At 59.9% G+C, this 12,304-nt stretch carries 15 protein-coding genes; 5 read left to right on the top strand and 10 right to left on the bottom strand.

Features of this window, described 5'->3' with window-relative positions; genetic code table 11:
• The 3 genes from ACQ4WY_RS23565 to tyrS are packed head-to-tail and all read right to left on the bottom strand — an operon-like array spanning position 1 to position 2,371.
• On the bottom strand, positions 1-633 hold the full coding sequence (locus ACQ4WY_RS23565; protein WP_436506153.1) for a YbhB/YbcL family Raf kinase inhibitor-like protein: 633 nt from the start codon (positions 631-633) through the stop codon (positions 1-3).
• A 26-nt stretch (positions 634-659) separates the two neighbouring features.
• A complete protein-coding gene (gene dtd, locus ACQ4WY_RS23560; RefSeq protein WP_436506152.1) occupies positions 660-1,109 on the bottom strand; it encodes a D-aminoacyl-tRNA deacylase in 450 nt (149 codons plus the stop codon).
• On the bottom strand, positions 1,106-2,371 hold the full coding sequence (gene tyrS / locus ACQ4WY_RS23555; RefSeq protein WP_436506151.1) for a tyrosine--tRNA ligase: 1,266 nt from the start codon (positions 2,369-2,371) through the stop codon (positions 1,106-1,108). The genes dtd and tyrS overlap by 4 nt, the downstream gene beginning before the upstream one ends.
• A 154-nt stretch (positions 2,372-2,525) precedes the next feature.
• Here tyrS and ACQ4WY_RS23550 point away from each other — a divergent pair, with 154 nt between their 5' ends.
• Positions 2,526-3,893, top strand: coding sequence for a M23 family metallopeptidase (locus ACQ4WY_RS23550; RefSeq protein ID WP_353658917.1), 1,368 nt, complete (start codon positions 2,526-2,528; stop codon positions 3,891-3,893).
• Between the two features lie 137 nt (positions 3,894-4,030).
• Positions 4,031-5,122 (top strand): anhydro-N-acetylmuramic acid kinase, encoded by a 1,092-nt coding sequence (locus ACQ4WY_RS23545; RefSeq protein WP_436506150.1) that lies wholly within the window; start codon positions 4,031-4,033, stop codon positions 5,120-5,122.
• A gap of 74 nt (positions 5,123-5,196) precedes the next feature.
• On the opposite strand, the gene erpA is transcribed toward ACQ4WY_RS23545, so the two are convergent.
• The 5 genes from erpA to rplM form a co-directional block, all read right to left on the bottom strand.
• Positions 5,197-5,559, bottom strand: a complete 363-nt coding sequence (erpA, locus tag ACQ4WY_RS23540) for an iron-sulfur cluster insertion protein ErpA (RefSeq protein WP_029496047.1) — start codon at positions 5,557-5,559, stop codon at positions 5,197-5,199.
• Positions 5,560-5,657: 98 nt separating this feature from the next.
• Positions 5,658-6,047, bottom strand: coding sequence for a bactofilin family protein (locus ACQ4WY_RS23535; protein ID WP_353658919.1), 390 nt, complete (start codon positions 6,045-6,047; stop codon positions 5,658-5,660).
• A 90-nt stretch (positions 6,048-6,137) separates the two neighbouring features.
• Positions 6,138-7,175 carry an N-acetyl-gamma-glutamyl-phosphate reductase gene (argC, locus tag ACQ4WY_RS23530; protein ID WP_353658920.1) on the bottom strand — a complete coding sequence of 346 codons (1,038 nt, stop codon included), beginning with the start codon at positions 7,173-7,175 and terminating at the stop codon, positions 6,138-6,140.
• 169 nt (positions 7,176-7,344) lie between these two features.
• On the bottom strand, positions 7,345-7,737 hold the full coding sequence (rpsI, locus tag ACQ4WY_RS23525) for a 30S ribosomal protein S9 (RefSeq protein ID WP_010393285.1): 393 nt from the start codon (positions 7,735-7,737) through the stop codon (positions 7,345-7,347).
• Positions 7,738-7,746: 9 nt separating this feature from the next.
• A complete protein-coding gene (gene rplM / locus ACQ4WY_RS23520) occupies positions 7,747-8,175 on the bottom strand; it encodes a 50S ribosomal protein L13 (protein WP_010393282.1) in 429 nt (142 codons plus the stop codon).
• 225 nt (positions 8,176-8,400) lie between these two features.
• Between rplM and ACQ4WY_RS23515 the strand changes: the two genes are divergently transcribed.
• A complete protein-coding gene (locus ACQ4WY_RS23515; RefSeq protein WP_436506149.1) occupies positions 8,401-8,823 on the top strand; it encodes an OsmC family protein in 423 nt (140 codons plus the stop codon).
• Positions 8,824-8,898: 75 nt separating this feature from the next.
• Here ACQ4WY_RS23515 and coq7 read toward each other — a convergent pair whose 3' ends face one another.
• Positions 8,899-9,543, bottom strand: coding sequence for a 2-polyprenyl-3-methyl-6-methoxy-1,4-benzoquinone monooxygenase (gene coq7, locus ACQ4WY_RS23510; RefSeq protein ID WP_077399524.1), 645 nt, complete (start codon positions 9,541-9,543; stop codon positions 8,899-8,901).
• 85 nt (positions 9,544-9,628) lie between these two features.
• Positions 9,629-10,060 carry a hypothetical protein gene (locus tag ACQ4WY_RS23505; protein ID WP_436506148.1) on the bottom strand — a complete coding sequence of 144 codons (432 nt, stop codon included), beginning with the start codon at positions 10,058-10,060 and terminating at the stop codon, positions 9,629-9,631.
• Between the two features lie 148 nt (positions 10,061-10,208).
• On the opposite strand from ACQ4WY_RS23505, the gene ACQ4WY_RS23500 reads away from it, so the two are divergent.
• The gene (locus ACQ4WY_RS23500; protein ID WP_436506147.1) at positions 10,209-10,988 is read left to right on the top strand and encodes an ATP-binding cassette domain-containing protein; all 780 of its coding nucleotides are present in this window, start codon (positions 10,209-10,211) and stop codon (positions 10,986-10,988) included.
• A gap of 3 nt (positions 10,989-10,991) precedes the next feature.
• Positions 10,992-12,188: an ABC transporter permease gene (locus tag ACQ4WY_RS23495; RefSeq protein WP_436506146.1), complete on the top strand. Its 1,197-nt coding sequence runs from the start codon at positions 10,992-10,994 to the stop codon at positions 12,186-12,188.
• The last annotated feature ends 116 nt before the right edge of the window (positions 12,189-12,304 follow it).

Below are 12,304 nucleotides of genomic sequence, written 5' to 3'. Positions count from 1 at the left end.
TTATTTCTTCAGGGTAAGTGCCAGCTCGGGGTTGAGCGAGTAGGCAACGACGAGCTGGGCTTCGTCGAGGATGTGGCCGTACAGGGCGGCATGCGCTTGCTTCCCTGTAAATCGCTCGGGCAGCGCCAGGCGCGACACGTCGAGCGCATACAGGCGGAAGATGTAGTGGTGGAGGCGCTCGTCATTCCACGGCGGGCACGGGCCATCATAGCCATAATAATCACCGGCCATGGCGGCATCGCCGGCAAACCAGCCCGTGTAGTCGTTGATGCCCTGGCGCAACACAGTACTAGCAGGCTTACCGCGCGGCGTGATGCCGCTGGAGAACTCTCCGGCGGCAATAACCCGCTTGGCTGGCGGCAAGTCGAGCAAGCTCCAGTGATAAAAGTCGCCGCGCAGCGCCGTCAGCGGCAGGGATTGATCGTCGCGGTTGGCCAGGCTGGCGTCTTGCGGCGCATCGGGGTCGATGCAGAACAGGGCCAGCGATTCGGTGCCATTCGGCACTTCATCCCAGGCCAGATGGGGATTGCGGTTGCCGGCGAGGCGCACGCGGCTGGCCGGATCGATCTCGGCAAAGGCATACTCGGCCGGCATCAGGCCGCCATCACGAAACGTCTCGCTCCACAATTTCATCGCTTGCTCCTCTTTATATTTTTTAGTTATTGCTTTGCGTTCACTTGCAGCCAGAACGTGACGGGGCCGTCATTCGTCAGCGACACTTGCATATCGGCACCGAACTGCCCCGTTTGCACGGTCGCGTGGCGGCTGCGCGCCTGGTCCACGAAATGCGTGAACAGACGCAAGCCGTCCTGCGGCGCGGCCGCCGGCGTGAACGACGGACGCGTGCCGGACTTGGTGTCGGCCGCCAGCGTGAACTGCGGCACCAGCAGCAAGCCGCCAGCCACGTCCGTCACGCTGCGGTTCATCTTGCCCGCTTCGTCGGCAAACACGCGGTAGCCAAGCAGCTTGGTCAGCAAGGCGTCCGCTTCCTTCTCCGTATCGCCCCGCTCGGCGCACACGAGCACCATCAAGCCCCCGTCGATAGCGCCGACGGTGGCGCCGGCGACATCCACCTTTGCCTGCGTGACTCTCTGCAGCAGCGCGATCATGCCGTCAAGGTGACGCGCGCGAAACTGCGCTTGCCAACTTGCAACACAAACTGGCCCGCCGCCACTTGCAGGCCCTTGTCGCTGATCACGGTGCCGTCGATGCGCACGCCACCCTGGTCGATCTTGCGCATGGCTTCCGACGTGGAAGGGCACAGACCAGCCTGTTTCAACAACTGCGGGATGCCCAGCGGGGCGCCAGCCAGCGTGACTTCCGGGATATCGTCGGGAATGCCGCCCTTCGAGCGGTTGACGAAGTCGGCCAGCGCGTCTTCCGCTGCCTGCTGCGAGTGGAAGCGGGCGACGATCTCTTGCGCCAGCGCAACCTTGGCATCGCGCGGATTGCGGCCGCCTTCCACTTCGCTCTTCAGTTGCGCCAGTTCGGCGATCGAGCGCCACGACAGCAGCTCGTAGTAGCGCCACATCATGACGTCTGAAATGCTCATCAGCTTGGCGAACATGGTGTTGCCCGGTTCCGTGATGCCGATGTAATTATTCTTCGACTTGGACATTTTTTCCACGCCGTCCAAACCTTCCAGCAGCGGCATGGTCAAAATACACTGCTGCTCCTGTCCGTACTGCTTTTGCAGTTCGCGGCCCACCAGCAGGTTGAACTTCTGGTCCGTGCCGCCCAGTTCCAGGTCCGACTTCAGGGCCACCGAGTCGTAGCCCTGCATCAGCGGGTACAGGAATTCATGCACGGAAATAGGAATGCCGCCCTGGAAGCGTTTGGTGAAGTCGTCGCGCTCGATCATGCGCGCCACCGTGTAGTGGGAAGCGAGCTGGATGATGCCGCGCGCCCCCAGCGGATCGCACCACTCGGAGTTATAGCGGATCTCGGTCTTGCTGGCGTCCAATACTAAAGACGCTTGCGCGAAATACGTCATCGCGTTAATCTCGATCTGTTCCTTGGTCAAAGGCGGGCGCGTGACGTTGCGGCCCGAAGGGTCGCCGATCATGGACGTGAAGTCGCCAATGAGGAAAATGACTTGATGGCCCAGGTTTTGCAACTGGCGCATCTTGTTCAGCACGACCGTGTGGCCCAGATGCAAGTCGGGTGCAGTCGGGTCCAGGCCCAGTTTGATGCGCAGGGGAACACCGGTTTTCTCGGAGCGTGCTAATTTTTGCGCAAATTCGCTTTCGATCAAGAGTTCGTCGACGCCACGCTTGGTAATCGCGAGGGCTTCTTGTACTCTGTCCGACAGCACAAGCGCGGTCTGAGCGGCGTTAGCCTTTGTAGGCGATGCGGTGGTGTTGATTTCCATAAAATTTGACTGTAGATCTCAAAATGGTAGTAGGTTTGCGGAGTTTGCTATAATGCTCGATCCCATCAATCTTGCCGTATGAAAACGAACCAAAATAACAATAACAAAGAGCACTAGTTCACGAATCGTTCAAGGGCAAATTTTAACTGATTGCATGAACCCTATACATAAAATCACAGGCTCACGCTTGTACACACAGCTGACGACGACACGCAAGGCACGCATTATCGGCGTGTCCGCAGTGCTGCTCGCTGCGGCCGCCTTCGGCGCGGTCGCTGTGTCGCCCATGGCGCCCGACGCATCCGACTTGCCGGTCACGTCCATCGCCCAGAACCTGGAAATGCCTGATCTCGCCTCGCAAATTTCCGCGATGGAACAGGTAGACCAGAATTTCACCCACGAAGAAAAAGTCCGCGCTGGCGATACCCTCGCCACCCTGCTGACCCGTCTCGGCGTGGATGATCCGGCGGCCGCCAATTTCATTAAATCCGACAAGATCGCGCGCGGCGTGATGTTGCTGAAATCGGGCAAGCGCGTGCAAGCGCAAACGACCGAAAACGGCGACCTCAACTGGATGCGCGCCACCCTCGTCGACGGCACGGACAAATCGGTCAAGAACATCCTGATCACCCGCAAGGGCGACAAGTTCGTGGCTACGGAAGTGGCAGCCCAGCTGGAACGCCGCGTTGAAATGCACGCGCGCAAGATTACTTCCACCCTGTTCGCCGCCACCGACTCCAGCCTGGACGGCACACGCCTGCCAGACTCGATTTCCGCGCAAATCGTGGAAATGTTCTCCACCAATATCGACTTCCGCTCCGACCTGAAACGCGGCGACTCGTTCAATGTTGTCTACGAAACATTCTGGCAAGATGGCGAATTCGTCCGAGCGGGCCGCATCCTGGCCGGTGAATTCACCAACCGCGGCACGACTTACCAGTCCGTTTGGTTCGAAGACCCAGCCAGCAAGCAAGGCGGCGGTTACTACAGTTTCGACGGCAAGTCCCTCAAAAAAGCCTTCCTGAAATCCCCCCTCGAATTCTCCCGCATCTCGTCCGGCTTCTCCATGCGCGTGCACCCGATTTCCGGCAACTGGAAAGCCCACAAGGGCATCGATTTCGCTGCAGCAACGGGCACCCCTATCCGCGCTTCGGGCGACGGCGTGGTCGATTCCGTCGGCATGCAAAACGGCTACGGCAATGTTGTTGTTCTGAAACACTGGGCCAACTACACTACTGCCTACGCCCACATGAGCCGCTTCGCTTCGGGCCTGAAAAAAGGTCAAAAAGTGAGCCAGGGCGATGTGATCGGTTACGTCGGCACCACCGGCTGGTCAACGGGCGCCCATTTGCACTATGAATTCCGCGTCGGCGGCGTGGCACAAGATCCAAGCAAGCTGAACGTACAAGCCCAGGCGCCATTGACGGCCGCCGAGCTGAGCCGCTTCCGCATGGTGTCGAATGACATGATGCACCGCTTCACCTTGCTGCGTCCGAACGACACGGCACTGGCTTCGCGCTAAGCAACACTGCCTTCGGGCAACAACCAAGGCACCGCCCATGCAGATGGCCGGTGCCTTTGTTTTTTTCCGCGCGCTTTTGCGTACGGCACAAATGCGGCACAATGTACCCCATCACTTACGCACGCGAGGAAACACCCATGCTGTATATCGGTTTAATGTCGGGCACCAGCCTCGACGGCGTCGACGGTGCGCTGGTCGATTTTTCCGACGAGGGCACGCGCAGCCTGGGCGACGCGTACATACCCTTTCCCGCCAGCCTGCGCGCCGAGCTGATGGCCCTGCAAAGCGCCGGACAGAATGAAATCGAACGCGAAGCACTGGCGGCAAATCAACTCGTGCACCATTACGCCGACTGCGTCGCCATGCTCTTGAGCAACGCAGGCATTGGCCGGGACGCCATCACCGCCATCGGCGCGCATGGCCAGACCATCCGCCACCGCCCCGAGCTGGGCTTTACGCGGCAGTTGAACAACCCGGCCCTGCTGGCGGAACTGACGGGCATCGACGTCATCGCCGACTTGCGCAGCCGCGACGTGGCGGCCGGCGGCCAGGGCGCGCCGCTGGTGCCCGCCTTCCATCAAGCCATTTTCAACCTGCCCGGCCACACGCGCGTGCTGGCCAATATCGGCGGCATCAGCAATATCAGCGTGCTGCACGCGGACGGCACGGTGACGGGCTACGACACGGGCCCTGGCAATGCGTTGATGGATGGCTGGGTCTTGCAGCATCTGGGCCAGCCGTACGACGCCAACGGCGCCTGGGCCGCCACGGGCAAAGTCTTGCCTGCCCTGCTGGCAGAGTTGCTCAATGAACCTTATTTTGACTTGCCGGCGCCGAAAAGCACGGGCCGTGACCTGTTCCATGCCGACTGGTTACAGGACAAACTGAGCAACTATCCGCATGCCAAACCTGCCGACGTGCAGGCGACCCTGACGCAGCTGACGGCCGCCAGCCTGGCGGGCGCCATCGCGCGCGACGGGGCGCCGGCGGAAACGGTGTATGTATGTGGCGGCGGCGCGCAGAACGCCAGCCTGATGGCGGCGCTGGCCCGGGAATTGCCGGGTATGGCGGTGGAGTCTACCGAAGCGCTGGGTGTGGCGCCCAGCCAGGTCGAGGCGCTGGCGTTTGCCTGGCTGGCCTGGCGTTTTACGCAGCGCAAGCCGGGCAACTTGCCGGCCGTGACGGGCGCAGCGGGGCTACGAGTACTGGGCGCGCTGTATCCACGTTAACGAGAAACAACTGCTCCAGAAACACAAATAGCGGATCATCGATCCGCTATTTTTTACATTCCGGCGAAACTACTTTATACCGAGAACGAAGAACCGCAACCGCAGGTAGAAGTAGCCGTTGGGTTTTTAATCACGAACTGCGCGCCTTCCAGGTCATCCTTGTAGTCGATTTCCGCGCCGACCAGGTACTGGTAGCTCATGGAATCGATCAACAGCTGGACGCCGTTCTTGACCATGGTGGTGTCATCTTCATTGACGATTTCGTCGAAGGTGAAACCGTACTGGAAGCCGGAACAGCCGCCACCCTGCACGAACACGCGCAATTTCAGGTCGGGATTGCCTTCTTCTTCGATCAGCTGCGCGACTTTTTCGGCGGCGCTATCGGTAAAGATAATGGGTGAAGGGATCACATCTTGCATTTCAGCGACGGCATTCATATCGGACACTCCTACTAGAAAACATTAACTCATTATAGACTGTTGCCGCAACTCGCGCTGCGACGGCCACTGACGCGGCTGGATGGTGTTGTTCTTGCTCACATTTCCGATACGGCCAGGTGCAGCACGGGGTCGGCGTTGTCGTGGCGACTCAGCCTGCCTTGCACCAAGGCGCCGCTGTGCATTTCCAGCACCTTGTAATAGACCTCTCCTACAATGCGGGCTTTGGGCTGGATTTCAAGCATTTCAGACACATACACGGGGCCGTTGATCTCGCCGCTGACGACCAGGCTGGAGCAGCGCACTTCGCCATCGATGCGGCCCGCCTCGCCCAGCACCACATACGTGGGCTCGCCCGGCTCGCCCGTGACGTTGCCGCGCACATGACCATCAATGCGCAGGCCGCCGCAAAACAGCAAGTCGCCCTCGATCCGCGTGGAAGCGCCGATCAGGGTGTCGATGGGGTTTTTCGCGTTGCGCTCGAACATGAACGTCATCCTGTCGGGGTACGTGGCAGTCCAATTTATCACAGGTCCGGCAAAAAGGCGCCGGACCTGCGCAAGCACCGGCGCCGATCGTTACGGCAGCAGGGCGATGTGTTGCAAACCGGCCGTTTCTTTCAAGCCAAACATCAAGTTCATGCATTGCACGGCCTGGCCTGATGCGCCCTTGACCAGATTGTCCTGTACCACCAGCACGATGACGGTATTGCCGCCTTCGGGACGGTGCAAGGCCAGGCGCAGCATGTTCGAGCCGCGCGTGGAGCGCGTTTCCGGATGCGAGCCGAATGGCATCACGTCGACGAAAGGTTCATCCTTGTATTGCTCTTCGAACAAGGCTTGCAGCTCATCATTGCTGACATCCTTGTTCAGCTGCGCGTACAGGGTCGAATGCATGCCGCGTATCATCGGCACCAGGTGCGGCGTAAAGGTCAGCGCCACTTTGTCATCCGTGAAACGCTGCAATTGCGCCGTCGTTTCCGGCAGGTGGCGGTGGCCGGCCACGCCATAGGCTTTAAAGCTGTCGCTGCTTTCCGAGAACAGGATGCCGATTTCCGCCTTGCGGCCGGCGCCGGACACGCCCGACTTGCAGTCGGCGATCAAGCCGCCCGCGTTGACCAGACCAGCCTTGAGCAACGGGTAAAAGCCCAGTTGCATGGTGGTCGGATAGCAGCCTGGATTGGCGATCAGACTGGCTTTTTTAATATCTTCACGGTTCAGTTCCGGCAAGCCGTAAACTGCTTGCTCAATCAGCTCGGGCGCCGTGTGGGGAATCTTGTACCACTGCTCGAACTTGGCCTGGTCTTTCAGGCGGAAGTCGGCGGCCAGGTCGATGACTTTTACGCCGGCGGCCAGCAGGGCTGGTGCTTGCGCCATGGCAACACCATGCGGCGTGGCAAAGAAGACCACATCGCACTGCTCCAGCTTGGCCTTGTCCGGCGAGGAAAACGCCAGGCTCACATGGCCACGCAGGGAAGGATACATGTCAGCAACGGGCAAGCCATCTTCCTTGCGCGAGGTAATCGCCGTCAACTCGACATCTGGATGGGTAGCGAGCAAGCGCAGCAATTCCACGCCCGTGTATCCAGTGCCGCCGACGATGCCAACTTTGATCATGTTCTTTCCTTGTGTATAGATTGCATAAAGATGAGGGAAACGCTAACCCAGCGGGTTTTCCGCGTATTTTACAGCGCAACGGCGCATCCCGCTGAAATGCAAAAAAGCCGCGGGACCGAAGTCCAGCGGCTTTTCGACCAGCACCTCGTAAGGTGCTGTAGCGTAGAAATTAACGCTTCGAGAATTGCTTTGCGCGACGTGCTTTGCGCAGACCAACTTTTTTACGCTCGACTTCACGTGCATCGCGGGTCACGAAGCCGGCTTTCGCCAGTTCCGGTTTCAACGCTGCATCGTAGTCGATCAGAGCGCGGGTGATGCCGTGACGAACTGCACCAGCCTGGCCCGACTCACCGCCGCCATGGACGTTGACTTTGATGTCGAAACGCTCGACATTGCCGGTCAGTTCCAGTGGTTGACGGATGACCATCAGACCCGTTTCGCGCGAAAAGTATTCGTTTGCTGGTTTGCCGTTAACAACGATCAAGCCTGTGCCAACTTTGATAAAAACCCGAGCCACTGCACTTTTGCGACGGCCGGTTCCATAATTGTAATTACCGATCATGTCAGTTCCTTAGAGAACAAGTGCTTTAGGTTGCTGAGCAGCGTGCGGATGGGAACCTTCCGCGTACACTTTCAGCTTCTTGATCATTGCGTAGCCGAGTGGGCCTTTAGGCAGCATGCCTTTGACCGCTTTCTCAAGCGCGCGACCTGGAAAACGCTGTTGCATTTTCTGGAAGTTGGTTTCGTAGATGCCGCCTGGATAGCCAGAGTGACGGTAGTAAATTTTCTCAGTAGCTTTGGTACCGGTCACACGCAGTTTGCCCGCGTTGATGACGACGATAAAGTCGCCGGTATCGACGTGAGGAGTAAATTCTGGTTTGTGTTTGCCGCGCAGTCGGAGTGCCACTTCGCTGGCAACACGTCCGAGGACTTTGTCCGTCGCGTCAACCACGAACCAATCGCGCTGGACTTCATGTCCTTTAGCGGAAAATGTTTTCATGTTGACTTCCTAATAGATTACACGCTCAAATGGTGGTTCCGCCGATGCTGCTATGCGGACTCTGCCTTATTTACTTTTCCTGAGCGAACGGAAAGCCGACAAGTATAAGCGGCTTTGCCTTGCTGCGTCAAGCCACAATGCAGGCAGGCTGCGGCCCGGCGGCCGGCACATGGATGGGCATTCCTCTATTACAATACAAAACGCTTACAATTTTCGGAGAGTACGATGGAATGCAAAGTCAGCTGGAATGGCCCGTCGGGCATGAGTTTTCGGGCAGAAACCGGTTCCGGCCACCTGGTCACCATGGATGGCGCGCCCGATGGCGGCGGCCACAACCTGGCGCCACGCCCCATGGAAATGGTCTTGCTGGGCACGGGCGGCTGCACCGCCTATGACGTGGTGCTGATCCTGAAACGCGGGCGCGAAGCCGTCAGCGGCTGCGAAGTGACGCTCAAGGCCGACCGCGCCGAGACCGACCCGAAAGTGTTTACCAAGATCCATTTCCACTTCACGGTGCGCGGCAAGGCCCTGAAACCGACGGCCGTGGAACGGGCCGTAGCCTTGTCGCATGACAAATATTGCTCGGCATCGATCATGCTGGCCAAGACGGCAGAAATTACGCATTCATTCGAAATCATCGAGGAATAATCGGCACAATTTGCTTGGATGCAGCAGAAAACTGGGGTCAGACCCGACGGGTCTGACCCCGGCTCTTTTCTGCGTCTAAATATAGTAAGCCGTTTTTGTCATCACTTTACCCATCAGCCCCATCAGCGCCTTCACGGGCGCCGGGGTGTCGATGGCGCCCAGGCGCTGGGCGGCGGCGCCATGTTCCACTTCATCGATGGCCATCTGCTTGACGATGGCGCGCGATTTGGCGTCCTGCGGCGGCAATTCCTGCAAGTGGCTGGCCAGGTGCGCTTCCACCTGGCGTTCCGTTTCCACCACAAAACCCAGGCTGCGGCCGTCGCCCATGCGCGCGGCGATGGTGCCCAGCGCAAACGAACCCGCATACCACAGGGGATTGAGCAGGCTCAGACGCGAGCCCAGCTCCGTCAGGCGCTGCGCCGTCCAGGCCAGGTGGTCTTCCTCTTCGCGTCCCGCTTCGTCGAACTGGGCGCGGATGGCCGGGCTGTGCGCATAGCGCGCCTGCGAGTTGTACAGGGCTTGCGCGCACACTTCGCCCACATGGTTGACGCGCATCAAGCCGGCGCTATGGCGCTGTTCGGCCGGGCTCAGTTCCGCATCGGGCGCATGTGCGGCCGGCGTGGGGCGCGAGGCCGAGGCCACGCCTGCCATGACGCGCAGGGCCTTGTCGGCGCCAACAATCAAACGATCCAGGGGGTCAAAATGGCGGTTCGCGGTCATCGTGGCTATTCATGTAAGGGAAAACATGAATTATAGGACGATCAGGCCCAGCCGTACCCACGCTGCGCGCAGGGTGAACGGGGCTTTATTGACTTGTGCGCGCTTTTTCCTGCTCGATCCAGTCCACCACGGGGCCAACGGCGTCCAGGCCGGACAGGCTTTTCGCCACGCCCAGGTTCAGTGAAATCAGGAAAGAAATGCTGTCGACGGGAATGTCCGGGCAATGCTCGGCAAACGCGGCGCGAAAACGCTCCGATTGCAGCACGCGCAAGACTTTCTCGCCGCTCATGAATTGCAGCACGCTGGCGATGCTGTGCCCGCCGTCTATCGAGTGGTAAATAAAACGGTTGTACTTCGCATCGATCTGCTTGAAATCGAGGGTTTCTTCCGTCATCAGGCCGGCCAGGTAGTACAAGCCCAGGCTGACGCGGAAGAAACCGATGGCTTCGGCACTGGTCATGCCGGCGCGCGCCACTGCCAGTACCTTGTCCTGCATCGCCTGATCGATCGTTTGCATTGCGCTCTCCCGCGCCGTCCGCCGGCGCCCACCGGGCCAGCTTGCATGAAGATGCTGTTTTTTTCAATAGACCAAACGATATTTCCATCTTGCAAGTTACATTTTTTGCATGCTACTCTCGTTCTTCACCGTTGATTGGATGATGCACATGATTGAGGTCAAGCACCTGGCAAAACGTTTCCGCATGCCGCCCCACAGGGGCAAGGGCGTGCACATCAGCGATCCGCGCGAACATGAGGGCTGGTTTCACGCCGTGCGCGACGTCAGTTTCAGCTGCGCCCCCGGCGAAGTGCTGGGCCTGCTGGGGCCGAATGGCGCCGGCAAGACGACCACCCTGCGCCTGTTGTCGACGGCCTTGCAAGCGGACGCGGGCAGCGCCCTCGTGAACGGTGTCGACGTGCTGCAGCAACCGCTGGTGGCGCGCCAGAGCATTGGTTTCCTGTCCGGTTCGACGGGGCTGTATGGCCGCCTGACGGCGCGCGAAAACGTGGAATACTTTGGCCGCCTGCACGGCATGCCGGCCGACAAGCTGAAACGCCGCTGCGATGAACTGTTTTCCCTGCTGCAAATGGAAGAGTACGGCGGCAAGCGGGCCGATCAGTTGTCGACGGGCATGAAACAGAAGTGCGCAATCGCCCGCACCGTCGTGCACGAACCGCAAGTGGTGATCCTCGACGAGCCGACGACGGGCCTGGACGTGATGTCGGCCAAGATCCTGCTCGACTTCATCGCCAGCTACAAGGCGCTGCGCGTGCCGCTGATCTTTTCCACGCACCACCTGCACGAGGTGGAAAAGCTGTGCGACCGCGTCTGCATCATCAACCGCGGCACCACCGCCTTCAATGGCACGGTCAACGAACTGCGCCACCTGGGCGGCAGCGCGGACTTGTACGACGCCTTTGTCAGCGTCATCAACCAGGGAGCCTGAGCCATGTGGACCATTTATCTGAAAGAGTTGCTGGAACTCACGCGCGACCGCAAGACGCTGATCTTCACCATCCTCATCCCCATCTTTGCCATGCCGCTGATCTTTGGCGGCTTCGCCTATGTCTCGAACAATATGTTCAAGAACGCGAAGACGGCGGAAATGCGCTACGCCCTGTTCGGCAAGGACCATTCGCCGGGCTTGAGCACGCGTTTTGCCCAGCAGCACAATCTGCGCGAAGTGCCGCTGGCCAGCGAGGGCGACATCCGCCGCGCCATCGGCGACGACACCATCAAGTTTGCCGTCGTCATTCCGCCCCAGTTTGAAGAGGCACTGAAGCAACAGCAGCAAGCCAAGGTGGTGCTGCACTACAACAGCGCCAGCACGGTCGACGTGACCCAGCAGCGCGTGCGCGAGATCGTCGAAGCCTACAACGCCAGCCTGCGCGAAAGCGCGCTGTCGGCTTTGAACCTGAGTCCGGCCCAGCTGGCCTTTGCGCTGCACCCCATTGTGCTCGACAAGCAGTCGACGGCCAACGAGCGCGAGCAGATGGGCGCCATCGTCGGCGGCATGCTGCCTTATTTGCTGCTGATGGTGTGCCTGACGGCGGCCATGTACCCGGCCATCGACCTGGGCGCGGGTGAAAAGGAGCGGGGCACCCTGGAAACCCTGCTGCTGGCGCCCGTGCCGCGCAGCGCCATCGTGCTGGCCAAGTTCCTCGTGCTGTTTACCGTCGGCATGACCTCGGCCGTGCTGATGGTGGGCAGCATGGGGGCCTTGCTGGTCATCTTCGGCAGTTCGCTCGAGGGCAACATGGCCGTCATGGTGCGCAGCATCGGCTTGCCCGACCTGGCCATGGTGACCCTGATGCTGGTGCCGACGGCCGCCATCTTTGCCTCGCTGCTGCTGTCGATCTCGATCTACGCGAAAAGCTACAAGGAAGCGGCCGGCATGATCACGCCATTGATGCTGTTCGTCATCCTGCCCACGGTGGCGGCCATGCTGCCCGGTGTCGAACTGAACTGGATGTGGGCCATGGTGCCGTTGACGAATGTATCGCTGGCCATGAAGGAGCTGGTCAAGGGCACCATGGATTACCGCATGTTCGGCGTGATCCTGGCCTCGACCACGGTGATCGCGGGCGCGCTGCTGATGCTGTGCCGCTGGTGGTTTAACCGGGAATCGGTTCTATTCCGTAATTGATAGTCATGCGGCGCGCCAGCGGGGCAAAACAGCCCCCGATATGGCGCGCCGCCCACCCCGCCCATCTGCACTCTGGGCACGCGAAAATGCCGTGTATCGCATGCAACTGCCCAGTA

It is taken from the genome of Janthinobacterium salmonicoloratum (assembly GCF_051380845.1).
Taxonomy (GTDB): Bacteria; Pseudomonadota; Gammaproteobacteria; order Burkholderiales; family Burkholderiaceae_D; genus Janthinobacterium; species Janthinobacterium lividum_F.
Note: the sequence above shows the minus strand (reverse complement) of the source record. Positions and strands in the feature narration are given on the sequence as shown.